Source organism: Spongiactinospora rosea (assembly GCF_003315795.1).
In the GTDB taxonomy this organism is placed as follows: Bacteria; Actinomycetota; Actinomycetes; order Streptosporangiales; family Streptosporangiaceae; genus Spongiactinospora; species Spongiactinospora rosea.
This window is the reverse complement of record NZ_QMEY01000003.1, coordinates 722,672-744,339: the sequence shown is the minus strand read 5'-3', so window position 1 is coordinate 744,339 and position 21,668 is coordinate 722,672. Positions and strand designations below refer to the sequence as shown.

At 72.6% G+C, this 21,668-nt stretch carries 16 protein-coding genes and 1 tRNA gene; 7 read left to right on the top strand and 10 right to left on the bottom strand.

What is annotated here, in order from left to right:
* The 6 genes from DP939_RS12005 to DP939_RS11980 form a co-directional block, all read right to left on the bottom strand.
* A partial coding sequence (locus tag DP939_RS12005; RefSeq protein ID WP_318656278.1) for a Clp protease N-terminal domain-containing protein occupies window positions 1-744 on the bottom strand: 744 nt, incomplete at its 3' end.
* Complete coding sequence (locus tag DP939_RS12000; protein ID WP_113980683.1) at window positions 744-1,718, bottom strand: hypothetical protein; 975 nt, start codon at window positions 1,716-1,718, stop codon at window positions 744-746. The genes DP939_RS12000 and DP939_RS12005, both read right to left, overlap by 1 nt.
* Window positions 1,719-1,953: 235 nt before the next feature.
* Window positions 1,954-3,129, bottom strand: a complete 1,176-nt coding sequence (locus tag DP939_RS11995) for a cation:proton antiporter (RefSeq protein ID WP_158578547.1) — start codon at window positions 3,127-3,129, stop codon at window positions 1,954-1,956.
* Window positions 3,113-4,102 (bottom strand): hypothetical protein, encoded by a 990-nt coding sequence (locus tag DP939_RS11990; protein WP_113980681.1) that lies wholly within the window; start codon window positions 4,100-4,102, stop codon window positions 3,113-3,115. The genes DP939_RS11995 and DP939_RS11990 overlap by 17 nt, the downstream gene beginning before the upstream one ends.
* Before the next feature lie 25 nt (window positions 4,103-4,127).
* Window positions 4,128-7,769, bottom strand: coding sequence for an FxSxx-COOH system tetratricopeptide repeat protein (gene fxsT / locus DP939_RS11985; protein WP_113980680.1), 3,642 nt, complete (start codon window positions 7,767-7,769; stop codon window positions 4,128-4,130).
* A gap of 126 nt (window positions 7,770-7,895) precedes the next feature.
* A complete protein-coding gene (locus tag DP939_RS11980; RefSeq protein ID WP_113980679.1) occupies window positions 7,896-8,105 on the bottom strand; it encodes a hypothetical protein in 210 nt (69 codons plus the stop codon).
* A gap of 162 nt (window positions 8,106-8,267) precedes the next feature.
* On the opposite strand from DP939_RS11980, the gene DP939_RS11975 reads away from it, so the two are divergent.
* From DP939_RS11975 to DP939_RS11955, 5 genes are all read left to right on the top strand, one after another.
* A complete protein-coding gene (locus tag DP939_RS11975) occupies window positions 8,268-9,476 on the top strand; it encodes an FxsB family cyclophane-forming radical SAM/SPASM peptide maturase (protein WP_113980678.1) in 1,209 nt (402 codons plus the stop codon).
* Between the two features lie 13 nt (window positions 9,477-9,489).
* Window positions 9,490-10,803 (top strand): aKG-HExxH-type peptide beta-hydroxylase, encoded by a 1,314-nt coding sequence (locus tag DP939_RS11970; protein WP_113980677.1) that lies wholly within the window; start codon window positions 9,490-9,492, stop codon window positions 10,801-10,803.
* Between the two features lie 121 nt (window positions 10,804-10,924).
* Entirely contained in the window at window positions 10,925-11,209 is a 285-nt protein-coding gene (locus tag DP939_RS11965) for a Fe-S cluster assembly protein HesB (RefSeq protein ID WP_113980676.1), read from the top strand.
* A gap of 189 nt (window positions 11,210-11,398) precedes the next feature.
* Window positions 11,399-12,160, top strand: a complete 762-nt coding sequence (locus DP939_RS11960) for a DUF4097 family beta strand repeat-containing protein (RefSeq protein WP_158578546.1) — start codon at window positions 11,399-11,401, stop codon at window positions 12,158-12,160.
* Between the two features lie 158 nt (window positions 12,161-12,318).
* Window positions 12,319-13,761, top strand: coding sequence for a sensor histidine kinase (locus DP939_RS11955; RefSeq protein WP_113980674.1), 1,443 nt, complete (start codon window positions 12,319-12,321; stop codon window positions 13,759-13,761).
* Here DP939_RS11955 and DP939_RS11950 read toward each other — a convergent pair.
* The gene (locus DP939_RS11950) at window positions 13,697-14,671 is read right to left on the bottom strand and encodes a TAXI family TRAP transporter solute-binding subunit (RefSeq protein ID WP_158578545.1); all 975 of its coding nucleotides are present in this window, start codon (window positions 14,669-14,671) and stop codon (window positions 13,697-13,699) included. The two genes, DP939_RS11955 and DP939_RS11950, sit on opposite strands and share 65 nt — an antisense overlap.
* Window positions 14,662-15,333 (bottom strand): response regulator transcription factor, encoded by a 672-nt coding sequence (locus DP939_RS11945; protein ID WP_225878180.1) that lies wholly within the window; start codon window positions 15,331-15,333, stop codon window positions 14,662-14,664. Before DP939_RS11945 ends, DP939_RS11950 begins: the two co-directional genes overlap by 10 nt.
* A gap of 291 nt (window positions 15,334-15,624) precedes the next feature.
* Here DP939_RS11945 and DP939_RS11940 point away from each other — a divergent pair, with 291 nt between their 5' ends.
* Window positions 15,625-17,613, top strand: coding sequence for a TRAP transporter permease (locus DP939_RS11940; RefSeq protein ID WP_113980759.1), 1,989 nt, complete (start codon window positions 15,625-15,627; stop codon window positions 17,611-17,613).
* Window positions 17,610-18,590 (top strand): TAXI family TRAP transporter solute-binding subunit, encoded by a 981-nt coding sequence (locus DP939_RS11935; protein ID WP_113980672.1) that lies wholly within the window; start codon window positions 17,610-17,612, stop codon window positions 18,588-18,590. The genes DP939_RS11940 and DP939_RS11935 overlap by 4 nt, the downstream gene beginning before the upstream one ends.
* Window positions 18,591-18,637: 47 nt before the next feature.
* Here DP939_RS11935 and DP939_RS46135 read toward each other — a convergent pair.
* Window positions 18,638-18,697: transfer RNA gene (locus tag DP939_RS46135), tRNA-OTHER, on the bottom strand.
* A gap of 2,096 nt (window positions 18,698-20,793) precedes the next feature.
* The gene (locus DP939_RS45400) at window positions 20,794-21,303 is read right to left on the bottom strand and encodes a hypothetical protein (RefSeq protein ID WP_147267959.1); all 510 of its coding nucleotides are present in this window, start codon (window positions 21,301-21,303) and stop codon (window positions 20,794-20,796) included.
* Window positions 21,304-21,668 lie beyond the last annotated feature (365 nt).

The following is a 21,668-nucleotide window of genomic DNA, read 5'->3' as shown; positions in this document are numbered from 1 at the left end:
CAGATCGAGGGTGTAGAGCTGCTTGTCCTTCAGCGTCTCGGGCACCTCGCCCTTGACGATCTTCTGGGACAGCCCCTCGACCACGGCGGTCTTGCCCACGCCGGGCTCGCCCACCAGGACCGGGTTGTTCTTGGTACGGCGGGACAGCACCTGCATGACCCGCTCGATCTCCTTCTCGCGCCCGATGACCGGGTCGAGCTTGCCCTCACGGGCGGCCTGCGTCAGGTTGCGGCCGAACTGGTCGAGCACGGCGGACGAGGCGGGGGCGGACTCCTCCCTGCCTCCGGCGCCCGCCGGGTCGCCGCCCTGCAGGCCGTGCAGCAGGCGGATCACCTGCTCGCGGACCGCGCCGAGATCGACGCCCAGCCTGCCCAGCACCTGCACGGCCACGCCGTCGCCCTCGCGGATCACCCCGAGCAGCATGTGCTCGGTGCCGATGTAGCTGTGGCCGAGCTGCAGGGCCTCACGAAGGGACAGCTCAAGGACCTTCTTGGCGCGCGGGGTGAACGGAACGTGCCCCGAAGGCCCCGACTGGCCCTTGCCGATCATGTCCTCGACCTGCCGCCGGACGACCTCGTGGGTCAGGCCGAGGCCGTCCAGCGCCTTGGCGGCGACGCCTTCGCCCTCGCGGATCAGCCCGAGCAGCATGTGCTCGGTGCCGATGCAGTTGTGGTTGAGCGCCCTGGCCTCCTCGTGGGCCAGGACGACGACCCGCCGTGCGCGGTCGGTGAATCTTTCGAACATCACACCTCCTGAGAAGGCACTGCGGACGGCCCGCTGTCGCGGGTGACGACGACGAGATCGTCGGGGTCGGCGACGATGGCCGCCGGGGAACGGTCGGGATGCACCTGGTAGGCGAGCGGCGGCCCGGTCAGGCCCCACAGCGCGCCGACGATCGTCGCCCCGGACCCGGCGCGCGGGCCGTTGGCGATCCGCACGCGGGTGCCGGGAGCGTGGCCGTCTTCGGCCACCACGAGCAGGGCGTCGAGGATCTGCCGGGCGCCGGTGAACGGCAGCCCCGCCCAGCGGGCCGGGTCGTGCGGGGCGATGGCCGCCGCCAGTCGCACGGCCTCGTCGCGAGTGCGAAAGCCGCGGTCGGCGGTCCCGGCCGTGATCGCCGCGGCGGCGCGGCGGCGCAGCGCGGCGGGCTCGGTGTCGAGCGTCAGCCGGACCATGCGGTCGATCAGCGCGCACATGGTGTCGACCGCGGTCTCCTCGCCCAGCTCGGCCGTCCAGGCCAGCTCGCCGGGCGCGGGCACGATGGACCGCGTCTCGGTGGCGACGAGGAAATAGACCATGGCGAGCACGTCTTCGCGGCCCTCGCCGTGGTAGAGCGGGCCCACGCCGGTGCCGCCGTCGCCGCGGGCGGGCGGGAACCGCTCGACCAGGTGCCCGGCCCGGCCGCGGGGCAGGTCGGCGGCCATCCGGGCGTCCTGCACCCGCTGGTGGAAGGTGCGCCGGGCGCGGCGGCCGATCAACCGGCGACGGCGGCCGTCGGTGCTCGCGGGATAGATCGTGCGGCCGCGGCTGGCCGGTGTCTCGCACTGGCCGGGCCAGGCGTCCGGCCAGCGCGCCGCAACCGAATAGGGAACGCCCGACATCGCGGCGCGGGCCCTGATGGCGCGTCTGCGCGCCCTGCCGGGCACGGCCCGTCGCCGCCGATCCCCGCACGGGTCGTGCGGGTCGTCGCTCACCGTGTGCCGATCGTCGGCCATCATGCCCTCCGACGGGCCCCACGCATCCCACCGATCGGGGCGGCACGATCAGGCCGCGCAACTGCCGGCGCGCACTGAGTCAGGGACTCTTGGCCTTCGTATGCGAACCGGCGTGGGCGATCGCAATGGGCGCCGGCGGGTGCTCCGCCTGCCCATAACTCTAAGGGCGCCGCCGATCTCACGGGCAAGATTCAGCCAGCAGCCGAACCAGGCGTATCGCCCCGGCGGCCGGGCATCTCTACCTTTTGGCACCCACCCGTACCTGGGTGATCCTTTCCGCCATGCGCTCCTGCCCAGCCGTGTCGAGCCGTTCCCAGAGCGTGTTCGCGATCAGGTGCAGCAGGTTCACGGTGAGGACGGCGGGGGCGATCATGGCGACCGCGTCCGGCACGCCGGGCAGCAGCGCCAGCGCCAGCATGATCGCGGTGATGCCGTTCTGCTGGCCGAGGGCGAGATAGACCCGCTCGACCCCGGTCAGGCCGCGCGCCGGGATCAGCCCGCCGACGACGACCTGCGCGGCGTACGCGGCCACGCCGAGCAGCGCGCCGCGCACCGGCTCGACGCCGCCGGGCAGCAGCATCCCCAGCGCGAAGGCCGCGACCAGGAAGGCGGCGGAAAGCACCCTGCCGAGCGCGCGTTCGATGCCGGGGCGCAGGAACAGCCCGATCAGCGCGATGCCGAGCACCAGGAACTGCTGCACGGCCACCACCAGCGCGGCCAGCAGCACGGCCACGCCGGTGATCCGCCTGGTCGGCGGGTCGTGCAGGACCGGCCAGTCGTACCGGGCCGCCGCCCACCTCGCGACCGCCCAGCCGAGCAGCACGACCCCGGCCAGCAGCGCGTTGCCCCAGGTGGTCGTGAGGTACGCGCCCACGCCGCCGCGCCCGCCGAGCAGCATCGCGCTGAAGTAGACGGTCAGCAGCGCGGTGATCGGATCGTCGAACGACGCCCACGCGAGCAGCAGGTTCTTCGCCCGCTCCGACATGCGCGAACTGCCGATCAGGGCGGCCACAGAAAGCGGGTCGATCTGCGCGACCGCCACGCCGAGCAGCAGCGACTCCGGCCGCGGCCAGGAGAGGTACATCACCCCGCCGATCAGCACGGCCTTCAGCAGCACCCCGACGGTGACCGCGAGCACCACCGTGCGCAGATCCTTGGTGACCTCGCGGGAGATGCCGTGGGCGCTGCTGTACAGGCCGATCGAGAGCAGGGCGGTCACCGCGTACATGTACAGCGGCGAGCCGACGGACTGCGCGACGCCCGGCACCGCGCCGGCCGCCGCCGCGCCCGCGGCGACCACGGTGACGGCCACCGCGAGCCGGGCCACGGCGGGTGAGAGCCGCGGGGCCGCGCGGGGCCGCCGCAGGACGGAACCGGCCTCGTCAGGAGGGCGGTCCTCAGGGGGGCGTTTCATCCAGCACCCGCTCCACATCGGGCAGCAGTTCGCGCATCCGTTCCTCGGCATGCGGCACCAATGGCTGGAACAAGGTGACACCGAGCAGGAAGGCTCCGCTGCGGTTCAAGGGGTACACGTAGATCGCGCCGGACTCCACGTCCAGCACCACGCGCCGGAACGGCTCATGGGTGAACCTCCACAGCGCGTGCGTCAGCTCCGCGAGGTCGCGCTGCAGCCGCCGCGCCACCTCCAGGTACTGCTTGCGCCGCAGGTCCCTGGTCAGCCGGTGGAACCAGGAGTCCAGGGCGGGGTTGTCGAAGACATCGGCGGAGAAGCGGAACTCCCAGTCGATGTGCAGGGCGACGTAGTGCAGCTCGCCCGCGGCAAGCCGGGGGACGCAGACCTCGCGCAGCCCGCGCTCGGCGGCCTCGCTCAGCGGCTCGCCCCGCGCGAGGAAGGGCGTGACCGGCTCGGCCAGCCCTGCGGCCTCCGCCTCGACGTCGCCGCCGGGCATCCGTCCCGGCAGGCTGAACGCCATGTCCCTGATCTTCGTCGCCAGCGCGGACATCTTCCAGTCCATGGACTCCACGGCGGAGGTGTCCAGGGTCGCCCCGACGACGTACTCGCCGGAGTAGACCCAGCCGCAGTGGATGGCCCCCTCGGAGGTCTCCACCACCGTGCGGATGAGGTCGCCGGTCTCCAGGTCGGCGAGCAGCCGGTCCATCCGCTCGACGTTGATGACGAACTCATGGAACGCGTTCTCGTAGCCCTCGCGCACCGCCTCGATGTCGCGCCCGCCGAACCGGCCGGTCATCTTGTGGAACAGGTCTGCGGAGAAGCCGTGGAAGCCGTGGTCGAAGTAGCTCACGGTGTGCAGGCCCTGCGGGTCGCGGAACTCGTCCTGGCACAACGCGATGATGTTCTCGTAGGCGGCGCCGCCGTACGAGGAGCGCCGGATCACGCACGCGGGCGGATCCTCCTTCGCGGTCATCTGCGTCCTTCCGTTTCGATACGGCTCAGTACCGCATGACCTCGATGTCGATGTCACGCCGGCGACCGGGGTCGCGGCGTCCCCCGAGGCCCTCTCTGCGCAGGTCGGCGAGGTTGCGCTCACAGATCCGCACATGCGGATGGCCGGGCCCGTAGAAGTACAGCAGGCGTTCGAGGGCCGTCGCCATCCGGTCGACGGCCAGATTCCTGTCCCTGGGGGCGAGGCTGTTGGCGTGATCGACCTCGGCGGCGAGCGTCAGCGGGTGGCGCGGGCCGAGCCGGTCGGCCAGCGCCGCGCAGGCTTCCGCGCCCAGCCGCTCGGCCTCCTCCGCGTCGCCCGCGGCGCGCAGGTAGACGCCGAGGTTGGCCTGCAGCGCGTAGGCCTGCGGGTGGTCGCGGCCGAACACCTCGCGGAAGGCGGCCACCGCCCGCTGGGCGCGGATCACGGCCCCCGCGTGGTCGCCCTCGGCGTGCAGGTCGGCGGCGACGGCGGCGGAGCACAGTATGGTCTCGGCGTGCCGTTCGCCGGCGACCTCGCGCAGCTCTTCCAGCGCCTCGGTGTCGCGGCTCAGCGCCTCGAAGGAACGGCCGAGCCTGCGTTCGCACACCGCGATCCCGCACTCGATCCGCAGGAGCAGCAGGCTGCGCGGACCGGCCGCCTTGGCCTGGGCGGGCGCGAGCAGCCCGAGGCCGCGCCGCAGCAGGTCGAGTGAGCCCTCCACATCGCCCAGCTCGCGCATGAAGTAGGCCAGGTTGCAGCCGGTCCACCAGGCGGCGGGGGACGTCTCGCCGTACAGGGTCAGCCGGTCGAGGTGGCAGCGCCGGGCCAGTTCCTCGGCCTCGTACGGCTTGCCGGCCAGCGAGGCGGAGACCGCCAGGTTGTTGAGGGCCCGCCCGGTGTGCGGGCTCTGCGCGCCGAGCAGCCGCTCGAAGCCGGACCAGGCGGCGCTGCTGCGCAGGTAGGCCAGCCCGAAGTCGCCCTTGGCGCGCAGGTCCGCGCCGTGCACCATGGCGGCGTTGAGGGCCCTGAAGGACTTTTCGCCGCGGCGTACCAGGACCCGCAGCGCGGCCTCGCTGTGCCGGACGGCGGCGGAGTGCTCGCCCAGCTCGCGCAGCACGTTGGCGATCTGCACGCGCAGCTCGGGGACCATCGAGGGGTCGGGGCTCGCGCCCCACTCGGCAAGGGCCCGCTCGCCGAGCCGCCGGGCCCGCCGCCAGGCGCTGTAGTCCTGGAGCTGGAAGAGGTGGCGGACCTGGTCGATCACCCAGCGGCGCACCGGCCGGTGCGGGCACCTGATCGCGTCGCTGGTGACCACATGCCGGTTGAGCTCGGCGAACCTGCGGGCGCGCAGGTCTTCGGGGCCTTCGTTCTCGGCGGGGGCGAACCGCGCCAGGCCGTGCAGGACCTCCTCCCGGCGCAGCTCCTCGGCCGGGCCGCGCATGGACGCCAGAACGGAGTCGCGGATCAGCCGGTGGGCGCGCAGCGAACCGGCGTCGCCGTGCTCGATCCTGACCAGGCCGTACCCGCGCAGGCTCTCCATCGTCACGTCGATGTCCAGCGGGTCGGCGAACGGCCCGCCCTCGCCGCACAGCGCGCCCAGGAAGGCGGGCGAGCGCAGCAGGTCGAGGGAGACCCCGTCGAAGCTGAGGAACGAGATCGCCTGCATGATCCACAGCTCGGCGGGGTCGAGGGCGGCGAGCGCGGCGCCGACCATCGCCTCGTGCGAGGCCACCGGGTCGGGGGTCGTCCCGGGCTCGGCGTGAACCCTGCGGTCCGCCTCCAGGCCCGCCACGACCCTGCGGTACGTGACGCGCAGCTCCGCGACGGCCTGGGCCGCGCGGTCGCGCAGCGGCACGCGTGCCCGGCTGGGATCGCTCGCGGCCCTGGCCAGCCAGGCCCGTCCCATCTCCATCGCGAGCGGCATCCCGCCGAGCATGCCGGCCACCTGGCGCGCGTCGTCGGTGGTGATGTGCGGGTCGCCGCGGCGCAGCAGCGTGGCGCTCTCCTCCAGGGACAGCGGGCCGACCTGCAGGTGGGAGGCGCGGTCGGCGGGGGGCCGGGCGCGGGTGGTGAAGATGACGTGCCCACCCTCGGCGGGGACCAGGCCGGGTAGCTCCTCGTCCTGGCCGAAGTCGTCGTAGACGAGCAGCCACCGCGTCTCGGCGGCGGCGGTGAGGTAGCGCAGCGCGGCGGCCACCGCGTCGCCGCCCTCGGGCAGCTCCAGCCGGTGGGCGAGGGCGCTCAGGCCCTCGCGGGTCTTGTCCTCGTTGCGGGCCTGGATCCACCAGACGATGTCGTAGCCGCCGAGAAAGCGCTCGGCGTACTCCAGCGCCAGCTCGCTCTTTCCCGCGCCCGGGCCGCCGTGGATCATGCAGCGCCCGTCGGGCGAGTCGAGCATCCGGTCGCGTAACTGGAGGAGCAGCCGCTCCCTGCCGACGAAGTCGCGCTCGGCGGAGGGCAGATTGTGGGTCGTGGGCAGGCGGGGGAAGCGGGTGCCGCCGGCGCCGACGGGGAGCGGGTCGCGGATGCGCAGCCGCCGGCGCAGGTCGGCCTTGATCTCGGCCTCCTCCTCGCCCCGGAGGTCGAGCTCCTGCACGCCTTCGGGGGGCCCGGCGAGCGTGTGGTCGTCCACCCTGACGAAGACCAGGCCGTTCTCGGTGTGTCCGCTCCCGCCGTCGCGCCACAGGCCGACCAGTACGTCGAGCCGGTCGGTCTCGTCCAGGCTCATCCGGGTGGGCGAGACGACCAGGACGAGGGAGTCGCCGCTCAGGCCGTCGGGGGCCTCGTCGGCGAGGCCGCCCAGGGGGATCTCCCTGACCCGCAGGCCCGCCCCGGCGATCTGGGTCGTCAGCCACTCCGCCCAGGTGCGGTAGCGGGCGGTGTACACGACCGAGACGCGGCGCACTCCGGTGACCAGGCCGCCGGTGATCCGCGCGGCCACGCCCTCGTAGGCGTCGCGCAGGCCGTCGCCGCCCGCGGGCTCGCTGAGCACGGCGAGCGCGTCGGTGAAGTAGTGGTCGCCGCTGTAGGGGATCTCCACGCCGGTGTCGAGGACCAGCTCGGACTCCCCCAGCTCCTCGCGCACCCGCCGCCGGGCCTCCTGCAACTGCGCGGCACGGGTGCGATCGACCATCATCGGCAGCGGGAGCACCCGCGCCGCGCCGCCCATGATGCCGATCTGGGCGACGGCGTCGGCGACCTCGGCGATGGCCGACGGGCTCAGCGGGAAACCGATGACCGCGATGTCGGACAGCAGCGCCGACCAGCGCAGCGCCGCGGCGCCCGTCCGGGTGGGGACCCTGACCAGCACGTAGTCGTATCCGCTGTCGCGCAGCCGCTTGCGCACGGTCGCCGGCTCGCCCCATCCGGCGGGGCCCGCGGCCTCGTCGTCCACCGTCACGGCGAGGTCGAGGCGGCCGCCCTGGTCGGCGAGCGGGCCGAGGTCGAGGCGGATCGGCACGGCGCCGGGCTCGGGGGCGGGCGGCAGGAACCTGTGCAGGTAGCGCCGCAGCGCGGGCGCGGACGGCCCGGTGTCGGCCACCAGGACGCGTTTTCCCGCGGTCGCGAGAATGACCGCGACGTTGGCCAGCGTCATGGTGCTGCCGATGCCCCCGCGCAGCGAATGGAAGGAGATGATGATTCCGGGCTGATTGGATCCGCCGTTCATCGCCGCCCCATTTTGCCACCGACGGACGGCGACAGCCGCCCGGCCACCACTCTGCCACATTCCGGCGCACCCGGATACGGTTGTTCGCAAAGCGCGGCGCGGTGTGAACTTACCCCGGAACGGCCATCAGTCATACGTTTCATCCGTGGCGGCCAGGCCGGACCCGAATCCGGAGCAGTACAGCTCGGGCGACTCCTCGGCATCCCGGTACAGGCGGCGCAGCGCGATGGCCAGCACGCCGTCCCGCGGCAGGGCGTCGAGGGCCGCCGGATCGATGCCGCCGATGTCGATCAGGTCGGACCGAAGCTCGTCGCCGTTTTCCGCCGCGTCAGTCACAGCCGCCGCTTCCTCCGATTAACTCGGGCAATACGGTGTTATATCGCATATCACCAGATAACTCCGATCAATGTTCTTATATTATCGAGCCGCTTCCCAAGCGACCACATCCCTGTATGATCCTAGACATTCCACATTCCTCATCATGTGAGGTGCGGATCCATGCCAGCCGCCCCGCCGGATCCTTGGCCGGATTCGAGTGACGTGGCGGCACCGCCGGCCGGAGGCCGGCGGCCACGGCCTTTCCGCACGTTCGTTTTGAAGATCCACAGCCGGTGCGACCTGGCCTGCGACTACTGCTACGTCTACTCCGGGCCGGACCGCTCCTGGCGCGACCGGCCCCGGATGATGTCCACCGCGGTGGCGGCGCGGGCGGCGGCGCGGATCGCCGAGCACGCCGCCGGGCACGGGTTGCGGGGCGTACAGGTGGTGCTGCACGGCGGCGAGCCGCTGCTGTGCCCGCCCGGGCACGTGGCGGCGCTGGTGCGGGAGATCCGCGCGGCCGTCCGTGCTCCCGTGCGCGCGTCACTGACCGTCCAGACCAACGGCGTGCGCCTGGACGAGACGTTCCTGCGGCTGTTCAAGGACCTCGGGGTCGGCGTCGGCGTCAGCCTGGACGGTCCCGCGCGGGTCCACGACGGGCGGCGGCGTACCGCCGGGGGCCGGGGCAGCCACGCGGCGGTCTCGGCGGCGCTGCGGCGGCTGGGCGGCGCGGCCTTCCGCCCGCTGTTCCGTGGGCTGCTGTGCACGATCGACGTGCGCGCCGACCCGCTCGGCGTCTACCGGGAGCTGCTGCGCCACGCCCCGCCCGTGGTGGACTTCCTGCTTCCGCACGCCAACTGGTCCGCCCCGCCCGCGGGAGGCGACGGGAGCGGCACGCCGTACGCGGACTGGCTCATCGCGATCTTCGAGGAGTGGTACGCCGCCGTCCCCCGGCCCACCTCCGTCCGGCTCTTCGACGAGATCATCCACCTGCTGCTCGGCGGGCACGCCCGGACCGAGGGCCTGGGGCTCACGCCCGTGGGGGTCGCCGTGGTGGAGACCGACGGGACGATCGAGCAGACCGACGCGCTCAAGTCCGTCCACGACGGCGCCGCGTACACCGGGCTGCACGTGGCCCGCGACCCGTTCGACGCGGCGCTGCTGGTGCCCGGGATCGCCGCCAGGCAGATCGGCGCGGCGGCCCTCGCCCCGCGCTGCCGGGCCTGCCCGGTGGTCCGGGTGTGCGGCGGCGGGCACTACGCGCACCGCTACCGGGAGGGCACCGGCTTCGCCAACCCGTCGGTGTACTGCCCCGATCTCTACCGGCTCATCGGGCACATCCGCACCCGCGTGTCCGGCGACATCATGGCCCTCCGCACCGGCACATGAGCGTGGCGGGACGATGACGCGGGGGCATCGGCTGGCGCGGCGGACACTGGTGGCCCTGGCACGCGGGGAGGACGGGGCCGCGGCGCTGCGGGAGCTGGCCCCGGCGCAGCTCAGCAAACATCTGCTGCTGCTCACCGCGGTGGTCGCCCAGGCGGCCGAGCGCGGTCACCCGCAGGCGCGGCAGGCCGCTGCGGCGTTGTCCGCGCTGCACGCCGTACGACGGGCCGCGCCCGCCGCCGCCGAGACGGTCCTGCGCAACCCCGCCGTGGGTTCCTGGGCCCTGGCGACGCTGCACGACATGATCAATGGCCGCCCGGACGCGCGCCCCGGACGCCTGGCGGCCATCACCGCCGGGGCGGCGGCGCTCGGCCGCGTCCAGGCCGAACTGGAGCTGACGGCGGACCCTGGGGGCCTCACGCTCCCCGGGCTCGGCAGGGCCGCGCTCCCGCCCGGGCCGGTGACCTTCCGGGCGGGCGGCCCAGGCGGCGAGCCGGCCCTGCTGTCGGCGGGCCGCCGCCACGTCCGGCTGCCGCCCGACCTCTACCAGGACGGCCCCCGCTGGCAGGGCCTGCGCCGCCTGCAGCTGCGCGCCCCCGGGCACCGGGTGACCCTGCTCGCCGACGACCTCGATCCCCACCGCTTCCCTGGCGCCCTGGAACGCCTCCCCCGGCTCCCCCTCCCCGAGTTGCGCGCCTGGCACGAACGGCTGCAGGCGGGCTGGCTGTTCCTGTCCCGCCACCACGGCTGGGCGGCGGCCGAGTGCGCGGAGGCGTTCACCGTGCTGGTCCCGCTGGCCGGCCCGCCGTCCGGATACCGCAGCGCGACCTCGCGGGCCGCCTACGGCTGCCTGGCCATGTCCGCGCCGCCCGGCCCGGTGCAGGTCGCGGAAGCGCTGGCGCACGAGGTGCAGCACGTCAAGCTGGCCGCTCTGACGGACATGTTCGACCTGGTCGAGCGGACCCCCGCAGGAGGCGGCTTCTACGCCCCCTGGCGGCCCGACCCGCGCCCGGCGGGCGGTCTGCTCCAAGGGGCGTACGCGCACCTCGGCATCGCCCGGTTCTGGCGGCGGCAGCGGGAGCTGGAACGCGATCCCGGCGCGGCCTTCGACGCGCACGCCGGTTATGTCCGGTGGCGGGACGCGGCGGCGGAGGTGTCGGAGGTGCTGCTCGGCTCGGGGCGGCTCACCGCAGTCGGCACGGAGTTCGTCACCGAGATGCGCGCCGTACTGGACTCCTGGCGGGACGACCCGGTGCCCGCGGACGCGCTGCGGCACGCCCGCCGTACGGCGTCGCGGCACCGCGCCCGCTGGCTGAGCGAACACGCCTGAAACCCCCTCGCGCGGCCCCGCGAGTGTAAAAAACCGAGATTTCCGAAGGCCCTCGTGATTGAGCCCGGCGGAAGCGGGCAGGGCGGGTCGGGTACCTCAATCAAGTTGACGAGGAGTCATAGTGCTCACGCTGACCGACAACGCCGTCCAGGTGATCCGCGACCTGACCGCGCAGTCGAGCGGTTCGCAGGACACGGGGATCCGCATCGCCTCCCAGGCCGACCAGGCGGGTTCGCTGGTCCTGTCGATCTCCGAAGGCCCGGCCAACCAGGACCAGGTCATCGAGGTCGAAGGCGCTCGCGTGTTCCTGGACCCGGTGGCGGCCGACGCCCTGGAGACCAAGTCCCTCGACGCCGACGTGGACGCCCAGGGCAGCCCCTCCTTCCGCCTCGCGGAACAGGGCTGACACGCTGACGAACGGGCCGGGATGAACCGGCCCGGCGACACATAACGCCTCTGCCCGCGGCGGCCCGCGCGCCGCCGCGGCCGGGGACGTGCCGGCCGGCGGCATCGACCGATCGGCCGATGCCATCGGCCGAATGATCGGCCCGCTGGACGATACCGGCCCGCCGCCCGGCGCGGGATGCTCAGGGGCATGAGGAGGATTCTGCTACTGGCGGGCGTGCTCACGGCGGTGGGCGCCCTGGCGTCCTGCGGGGTCGAACTGGACGCCAAGGAGCGGCACGACGTGCGCGACTTCCCGTTCGACGGCCGGGGCCAGGCCCTGTCCATCAAGTCGGGCGTGCGCGTCAACGTGGTCCCGGCCACGGGGTCGTCCCTACGGGTCGAGCGCTGGGTGCGCGGCAAGGCGGCCGGGGAGGGCATGGCCACCTGGTCCCTGCGCGGCGACACGCTCACGCTCGGCGCCGACTGCAACATGGTCTTCGGCGACTGCGGCGCGCGTTACGTGGTGCGCGTCCCCGGCACGCCCAAGGTGAGCGTGGACGTCAGCGACGACGACGTCCGCGTGACCGGCCTGGCCGGCGAGCTCAACGTCACCACGCACTCGGGCAACGTCCACGTCGAGGCCGCAACCGGCACGGTGCGGATGAACAGCGCCGACGGCGACCTGACCATGGTCGGGGCCCGCTCGGGCATCGTGCGCGCCCGCACCGGCAGCGGCGACATCGACCTCTCCTTCGCCACCCCACCCGCCGAGGTCCGCGCCCTGTCCAACGACGGCAGAGTCGTCACCACGGTCCCCGAGGTCGACGGCTCCTACCGGGTCAAGGCCACCTCCCGCCACGGCACCCAACGCTCCGAAGTCCGCGACGCCCCACGCAGCGAACGCACCCTGGTCCTCCGCAGCGTCTCCGAGGACGTACGCATCCGAAAGGGACCTCCAACCAAATCCTGACGGCCCGCCCAGCCGACAAAACGAGGGATACATGGAGGACCGACCGAGACGCACACTCGGTCAATGAAGGTGCACGCAGGTCTACGGGGATACATGGTCGGCTAACGGGGGTGCACGGAGGGTCGGCGGCTCGTACGCTTGGCGCGAGGTGAGGCGTCATGCGCAGGCGGCTGCTGGTGATCGTCATCGCGCTGGTCTCCGGGCTGGTGGCCGCGCTCGGGCTGCCGCTCGCCATCACCGGGGCCGAGCAGACCTCGCATGCGGTGTTCATCAGCCGGGCCGACGACACCGGCCGGTTCGCCGACGCCGCCGAGTCGGCCCTGTCCACCGGTAGCACCCAGCGGCTCCGCGCCGACCTGCGCCGCTACGACGAGCTCTTCGACAGCCCGGCCTTCGTCGTGGACGCCGACGGCAAGGTCTTCGCCGCCTCGCGTACCGCGGTCTCGCTCAACGACCCCGAGGTGGCCCGCCCGCTGCAAAGGGGCCTCGCGGGACGGCCGCCGCAGCGGCCGCACGTCCTGTGGCCGTGGGACGGCCGCCCCTACGTCGTGGTGGAGCCGGTGGTCAGGGACAACCGCGTACTCGGCGCGGCGGTGACCGTCTCCCCCACCGACGCGGCGCGCGGCGAACTCGCCGTACTGCTGGGCTACCTCGCCGCGGGCGGCCTGCTCGCGCTCGTTCTGGTGGCCCTGGCGGTGGCCGTGCCGCTGGTGCGGTGGGTGCTGCGCCCGGTCCGCGACCTCGACGAGGCCGCGCACGCCGTCGGCTCCGGCGCGCTGGCCGCGCACGTCTCCGACCGCATCGGCCCGCCCGAGCTGCGCAGGCTCGCGGCCAGCTTCAACGCCATGGCCGACGACCTGGCCGCGGCGGCGCGGGCGCAGCGGGAGTTCGTCGCCAACGCCTCCCACCAGTTGCGCAACCCGCTGACGGCACTGCGGCTGCGGCTGGAGAACGCCAAGGCGTTCGCCGCCGACGAGCATGGGCGCGAGGACCTGAGCCGCGCGCTGGAGGAGACCGACCGGCTCGGGGTGACGGTGGACGGCCTGCTGCGCCTGGCCCGGGCCGAGGCCCATGACTCCCGGCCGGAGCCCGTCGACGTCTCCGCCGAGGTACGGCGGCGCGCCGAAGCCTGGCGGGCCGCCTACCAGAAGGCGGCGACCCCGCTCACCGTGGACGCCGCCGATCCGGTCACCGCGCTGTGCCCCCCGGACCTGCCGGGGCACGCCCTGGACGTGCTGCTGGACAATGCGCTGAAGTTCGGCGGCGGCGCCCCCGTGGAGGTGTCGGTCGGCTCCGAGAACGGGGGCCCCGGCGCGGGCTGGGTCACGATCGCCGTACGCGACCGCGGCGACGGGCTGACCGAAGAGGAGTTCGCCCAGGCGGGGGGCCGCTTCTGGCGCAGCCCCCGGCACCAGAACACACCCGGCACCGGCCTCGGCCTGGCCGGCACCCGCACGCTCGCGCAGCGCAGCGGGGGGTCACTGGAACTGACGCCGCTGCGGCCTCGCGGATTGCAGGCACTGCTCCGGCTACCGCTCAGCGATGCTGCCGCCGATACCAGCGAGCCGCACCCGGATGCAGATCCAGCGGATAAGTCATGATCGCCGAACCGGCGTCCAGGCGGCGGGCCTCGCCGTGGACGTCGGCGAGGCGGGGCTGTTCCTCGAAGAGGGTCCTGGTGAGCCAGTAGGCGGCGGGCTCTGGCAGGTCGCGGTGGACGACGAGGTAGTTGGGCACGCTCACGGTGCCCACCTCGTCGGCGAGGCCGTACACCGAGGCCGGGACGGTCGTCTCGGTGTACAGCTCGCCGTACTGCCGGGTGAGCATGCCCGCGGTCTGGCCGAGGTCGATGAGCCGTACCGGGGTCGAGGCGCGCAGGCCGGTGATGCCCTCGCTCGGCAGGCCGCCGCTCCAGAAGAAGGCGTCCAGTTCGCCCAGTTCTAGGGCGCGTGCGGAGGGGCTGATCTCCTCGTGGGCGAGTACGACGTCGTCGTACAGCCCGGCGAGCCGCAGGACGCGCTCGCTGACGACCGCCGTGCCCGAGCCCTTGGCGCCGATCGACACCCGCCGCCCGGCGAGGTCGGCCATGGTGCGTATCGGGCCGTTGGCGCGTACGACGAGCTGCACGTAGTTGTCGTACAGCCGGGCCAGGGCGACGATGGGGCGGCCGCCGGGGAACGCCTCGCGGCCGGTCACGGCGTCGGAGGCGATGTCGGCGAGCACGAAACCGGCCTCGGCCTTGCCCGCGGTGATCAGCTCGATGTTCTCGACGCTGCCGACGGTGGTGATCGGCTCGGCCGCAGTCTCCGGGAAGCGCTGCCTGACCAGGTGCGCCAGCGCGCCGCCGTACAGGGCGTAGACGCCCCCGGCGCTGCCGGACGCGATCCGGATCGGGCCTCGTGGCGCGGCGGGGAGGGCGGGGTTCGCGCACGCGGTGACGATCGTGGTCAGTACGGCGGCGAGCACGACCGCCGTACGCCACCGGGGAGCGCGGACCCGCGCTACGGACACGGACGCCCCCAGTCGCCGGGGAGGGGCAGCCGGTATCCGATGCTGCGCACGGTCTCGATCAGAGGGGGCTCGCCGAGCTTGGCGCGCAGCGTCGCGATGTGGACGTCCAGGGTGCGGCCCATCCCCTGCCCGATGGTGTCCCAGCCCTCCAGGTACAACCGCTTGCGCGGTACCACCGTGCCGGCCGCGCGGGCCAGGCACAGCAGCAGGTCGAACTCCTTGGGGGCCAGCCCGATCGGGCGGTCGTCCCTGATGACGGCGCGAGCGGCCGGATCGATCCGCAGGCCGCCGAGCACGATGGGCTCCTCCGGGCGGGGGCGTACGCGGCGCAGCACCGCCTCCATGCGCGCGCACAGCTCGGCGAGCGAGAACGGTTTGACGACGTAGTCGTCGGCGCCCGCGTGCAGGCCCGCGATCCGATGGTGGGTCTCCCCCAGGCAGGTGACGGCGATGATGCCCATGTCGGCGGCCTTGGCGCGCAACCTGCGGCACAGGTCCACGCCCTTGGCGTCGGGGAGGTTGAGGTCCAGCAGCACCAGGTCGGCGGGGGGCGCGGCCAGCGCCTCGGCCGCGCTGTGCGCGGGGACCACCTGCAGGCCCAGGCGGCGCAGTCCGGAGACGAGGGCCTCGGCCACTCCGAGGTCGTCTTCGACGACGAGCACGCGTGTCCGCCCCGGTGGAGCGCTCCCATGCATAGGGGCATGGTAAGCCGCGGGCAGCGCCCCCACCCAGGACATGGCGCGGATTTGATGGCCGCTTAACACTGGACTTTTCCGGCGCTGCGCCACGGATCGGACGCGCCCCCGGCGTCTTCGTTAAGCGCCCATCAAGGATCTCCGCCACGCCTTCTGATGTGGCCCAGGTCACGCTTACGTTTCCGGCAACCGGCCACCGGCAACCGGCACGACCACACCGGCCGCCCGCGACGCGGCCCGGACACCCAGGAGGCACTGATGACGTTTCCCCAGCACGAAAAGGCCGACCCTACCCCAGCAGGCCCCGCACCCCCACCCGACGAGCCCCCGCCTCCAGAGGTCCTGGCGGTGCAGGACGGGGAGCGGGTGGGGCGGCGGCTTGGTGGGGGGCCGGCGCGGGTGGTGGCGGTGGTGGCGTTCGGGGTGTCGGTGTACGCGTTGTACGCCGTGTTCAGCCCGGTGCCCGTACTGCCGTACCGGATGAGCTTCCTGGCCCTCGTCCTGCCGCTCACCTTCCTGGTCTACCGGCCCGTCCTGACCGGCGGCGCCCGGCCCGGGATCGTCGACTGGGTGCTGGCCGCGGCGTCCGCCGCGGTGTGCGCGTACCCGCTGCTGTCCTTCGACGACTTCATCCGGCGGACCTTCGACCCCGCCACCCTCGACCTGGTGATGGCCGGCGCGTGCGTGCTGCTGGTGCTGGAGGCCACCCGCCGTACGGTCGGCCTCGCGCTCCCGATCATCTGCGTGCTGTTCCTCGGCTACGCCCTGCTCGGCGGCAACCTGCCGGTCGACTCGCTGCTCGGCCATCCCGGCTACGGCCTGGACCGCCTCCTGGTGCAGCTCTACATGGGCACCGAGGGCCTGTTCGGCGTCCCCCTGGACGTGGCCGCGACCTACATCGTGCTGTTCACGATCTACGGCGCGGTGCTCGAACACTCCGGCGCGGGCGCGTTCTTCGTGGAGATCTCGTTCGCCGCCTTCCGCCGTTCGACGGCCGCGCCCGGTCGTACCGTGACGCTGGCCGGGTTCCTGATGGGCACGGTCTCCGGGTCCGGCACCGCGACGGCGGTGTCGCTGGGCAGTGTGGCCTGGCCGATCCTGCGGCGGGCCGGTTACCCGCCCGCGCAGGGCGGCGGGGTGCTCGCCGCGGCCGGGATCGGCGCGCTGCTCTCGCCGCCCACGCTGGGCGCGGCGGCGTTCATCATCGCCGAGTATCTCCAGGTCTCCTACGTGACGGTGCTGCTGTACGCGATCGTGCCCACGATCCTGTACTACCTGGGGATCATCCTCGCCGTCGAGATCGACGCCCGCAGGTACGGCACCCGCTCGGTCGCCGTGGACCTGCCCTCCGCCTGGCGGTTGCTGGTCCGGTCCGGCTATCACTTCTCGTCGCTGATCGCGATCGTGGTGCTGATGATGGTGGGCGTCTCGCCGTTCCGCGCCGTCGTCTACGCCACCGTGATGGCCGTCGCGCTGTCGTTCCTGGACCGCCGCCGCAGGCTCGGGCCGCGCCGCCTCGCCCGGGCGCTGACCGAGGGGACGCTCGGCGTACTGCCGGTGGCTGCCACCACGGCCGCGGCTGGGATCATCGTCGCGGTGGTCACGCTGACCGGGCTGGGGCTGAAGACCTCGCGCATCATCGTGGACCTGGCGGGCGGCGTCCCGGCGCTGACGGCGGTGCTGGCCGCGGTGGCCGTACTGCTGCTCGGGCTGGCCGTGCCGGTGACCGCGTCGTTCATCATCGCCGCGGTGGTCATCGGGCCCGCGCTGCAGTCGCTGGGCGTGTCGCCGGAGGCGACGAACATGTTCGTCTTCTACTACGCGGTGCTGTCGGAGGTCACCCCGCCGACCGCGCTGGCGGCGGTCGCCGCCGCGGCCGTGACCGGCGGCAACGCCTTCAAGACCATGATGCAGACCTGGAAGTACACGCTTCCCGCGTTCCTCGTGCCGTTCGCCTTCGTGCTCGCCCCGGCCGGGGAGGCGCTGCTGTGGCGGGCCCCGCTGCCCGCCGTGCTGGTGGCGCTGGCGCTCTCGGCGGTCGCCGTGGCCGCGCTGGCGGCGGCGACCGGCGGGTGGCTGACCGGCCCTGCCCGGTGGCCGGAGCGGGTGCTGTGCGCGCTCGCGGCGGTCTTCCTGCTGTACCTCGAATCGGCGAGCGCGGCCATCGGCCTGGCCCTGCTGGCTCTGGCCGTACTGATCCACCTGACGCTCCGGCGTACCCGACCCGACCAGAAGGAAGCACGATGAAACTCTCGTTCCGCGCGCTGCTGTTGATCGTCATCATCGTCGCCGCCGGCTGCGGCGGAGGCGGCACGGGTGGCACCGGCGGCTCCGGCGGCACTGCCCTCTACAAGGGCGGCCGGCTGTCCATCGCCACCGGTAACACCACCGGCGTCTACTACCAGCTCGGCGGCGGGTACGCCGACCTGGTCGGCAGGTTCGTGCCGGGCTACCAGGCCACCGCGGAGACCACCGCCGCCTCGGTGGAGAACATCCAGCGGGTCGCGCGCGGCGACTCCGACATCGCCTTCACCCTGGCCGACGTCGCCGCGGACGCCGCGCAGGGCAAGAACGGGTTCTCCGGCCCGCAGCCCATCCGCGCCCTGGCCCGGCTGTACGCCAACCACACGCACGTCATCGCCCGCACCGACGCCGGGATCGGCTCGGTGGCCGCGATGCGCGGCAAGCGGATCTCCGTCGGCTCGCCCAACTCCGGCACCGAGGTGATCGCCCGGCGGCTGCTCACCGCCGCCGGGATCGACCCGCGGACCGGCATCGCCGCCCAGTCGCTGTCGCTGCCCGAGACGGTGCAGGGCATGAAGGACGGCACCCTGGACGCGTTCTTCTGGTCCGGCGGCCTGCCCACCGGCGGCGTCACCGACCTGACCGTCAGCATGCGGGACAAGGTCGCCTTCGTACCGCTGGACGACCTGCTGCCCCGGCTGCGCGCGCAGTACGGGGAGGTCTACCAGGCCGCGCCGCTGAAGAAGGAGGTCTACGGCACTCCCGCGGACGTACCGGGCATCGCCGTGCCGAACCTGCTGATCGTCTCCGCCGACATGCCGGACGCCCTGGCCACGAGCCTCACGGCGCTGCTGTTCGACCACCGGGCCGACCTGACCAAGGTGCACCCCGAGGCGGCGAACATCGTCAAGACGGAGGCGCAGAAGACCGCGCCGGTGCCGCCGCACCCGGGGGCCGAGCGGTACTACGCCAAGCCATGAGCGTGAAAGTGAAAAACCCGGATCGCTGCGTGCGATCCGGGTGACCGTCGGGACGGCCGGATTCGAACCGGCGACCTCTTGACCCCCAGCTAGCGGCACACATCCCGCCATCTCGCTAAGCATCCGATCAGGCGTGTCCTGACGTCCATGGACGTCCACCAGCGTCTACTCCTGTTGCTGTACTTCGCGGCTGTACCGCACGCTAGGAGCGGGTGGGGCACTCACTCCCGCACGGCTGCGCGTGGGAGACACGCCCGACCCGCTAATGATCTTGTCACAGCGCGTGTCACGCTCACTGTCACGGCCCGTGTCACGGGGGCTTGTCACGCTGTCACGCTCCCGCCGACCTGTAACTCTCTCCCCCGGCCCCCGCCCGTGACAACCCGCCGGGGGCCGCTAGGTCTAGCGGGGGGCGGTGCTAGACCTAGCACCCCCACTAGCACCCCGCAGGCGGCCCCACGTGCGCCCTAGCGCCTAGCACCCCCCTCAGTCGCCACGGGTCCAGACGGCCGGTTCAGCCCCGTACGCGGGCACAGCGCGGCCCCGCTAGCGACAGCGTGCGGCGGCCCCCGGCGGCGAAGCCCGTGGCGACCGCCGCGCCCTCGTACGGCTGCGCGTGGGAGAACGCCCGAACACTAGTTGATCAAGCTGCCACGTACGGTGCCACACCAGACCGTAGAGGGTGCCACGGGGGGCCACGCCCCCCGCCACGAGGGGGGCCACAGGGGGCCACGAGAGGGGGCCACGGACCGTGGCCCCCGGCCTGACCTGTAACCCTCCCCCCAACCCCCCGCCCGTGGCCCCCCGAGGGGGGCCACGCCCCCGCCCGGCGCACCCCCGGCCCGATCCGTCGCCCGCCACCGGCGGGACGCGACGGATGGTTCCCGCCGACCTCCCACGCGTCGGGCAGGGCCATGCGCGACGCGTCGCGGTAGGCCGGGGCCGACGGCTCCACGAAGGCGCTTCGCACGCCCCTTTGGCGCTTCGCGCGGAGCTGGCGCCCACGTTGACCGGTCTGCCCACGCATACCGCCCATCGCCGCTACCGCCCGCCCGTCCCTTGACCAGCCCGGATACATGCGGGTAGCGGAATCCGGCCGTCGCCTCTGCAACCAGCCCGATCGGTGCATGGTGTGACCCGCCCGCCCGCTACCGCTACGCGCCCGCCAGGAGTTGGAGCCGAAGGTGCTTCAGCGCTTCCCCGACCCTGTTCAAACACACCCCCCACTGTCCAAGCGTCCGTGGCCCCGACCTTTCCTGGTGTTCCAGCACGGCCCCGCCACCACCACCGGACCAACTCAAAGGAGCACGCCCCCCGGTTGGTCAGCGAGCGGAAGACCCGCCGTGCGGTCAGGCGGCGAGAACGGCGGGCGCGGCGACGCCACAGGGGAAGCGTCCAAGGGGGGCGGTCAGGCTCGGACCAGGAAAGAGCGCTGAAGCACCATTTGGTGGCTGTAGCCCCAGAGTCCCAGCAGGCCACCAAATGGTTGGTGATCCCTTCCCAAGGGGTCGGGTCCAGGTACGGTCTGCCTGCGGTCACCGGGGGACGAGGTACAGCCCTCCGGACGTGGCACGCCCGGCCGGGTACGCCCTGACCTGGTGCGCCGTTTGAGTTGGCCTTGCGGTGGTGGCGGGGCCCTGCTGGAACACCAGGGGGGCGGTCGGGGCACGGACGCTTGGACAGGAGGGGGCGGGGGCTCTAGGTCTAGAGGTGGACCCCTCTAGGTCTAGAGCGTCCTCTAGACCCCCAGACCGTCTCTGGGCAGGGATCTAGCGCCTAGAGGCCGTTCCCGCAGACCCCCGGTCAAGCCGCTGGGAAGGCCAGCCAGAGCAGGGCGCGGGCATGCTAGACCGGCAGAGTGGGCGCCAGCTCCGCGCGAAGCGCCAAAAGACGCGCGAAGCGCCTTCTTCGCCCTTCAAGGCACTCCATGTGCCGCGGCGTGCCGGTCTTGCTGCGACCGGCACGCGCCCATCCAACTGGTGGCCCTGCGGGTGGCCGATCGGGGCCACCAGTTGGAGACGTTGCCCCGGTCTGCCGGCAACCGCCGCGAGCGCGGGCCGGGGTGGAACAGTGCCCGCTTCATGCGGCCCGTCTGCCCGCCCTGTCTGAGGGTGTGGCGAGGGTGGCCGTGCCACTCGCCGGGCCTGCCGTGCCAACCGGCCCCCCCCCATTGGACGCCTCGACGCTTCCTCAGGCTGTGCGGTCAAGGCATCATGCAGATGACGGCACTTGCGTCGTCCCGATGCTTGTATCGCGGCCAGATAGCGCCGTTAGGGTCCCGATCCTCAAACTCACGAGTCATGGCGATTATCTCGCTTGGCCCACGTTCATAGCCCAACGTGAGTAGAGTTCCCCAGTCTAAGACATGAAAGTCTGTGACCAAGAGTGCGGCACCATCGGACAAAAGCGCGGCACCCCGCACATCGCCGAGCGTTCCCGTACGGGCGTGATCAGATGCAGCCGGATCGACCTGTGCGACCCAATATCCACCCTCGCGATTACGTACGCGTTGCTGCTCCTCAATGAGCGCATTTAGCGCCTTCTTGTCATTCTTGTCCGTGACCGCCGTTGCCGCCGCCGCCTTCTCTTGCGCAACGGAATCAACCGACTTGTCTGTGATAACGACAGGGTCGCTTGCGCGGTCAATAACAATCGTGGAGTCTGAGAGAACCAAATAGTCCACCGCATCCCGACGCTGGCGCAACAAGGCCACGGTCGAACACGGAGACCCGGGGTGGTTCAAGTCGCAGGACTCTTCATGGAGTCTCGCCACTCCCCTAATTGCTTCCGAAAGGGCGTCCGCGAGAGGCAAGGAAAAGTTGCCTGCGAGGGCAAGCAGCCGCTCACCGAGCTGGCGAACATACCAGGGGGTGCCATGAACACAGCCCGTTTCAGGTCCCTCCGATAGGCCGTCAAGCACAACGGCGCTTGTTGCTGTAGCGCCCGCCCAATCCTCGTTACGCCCGTCCTCGCGTCCGGACTCACTTGCGACGCTGACGCGCACTTGACCTCCCTGGCTGATGTATGGGAGCAAGTAGCTCGGCCCGTACCAACCCCAGACTCTCAGGGTCCCATTCG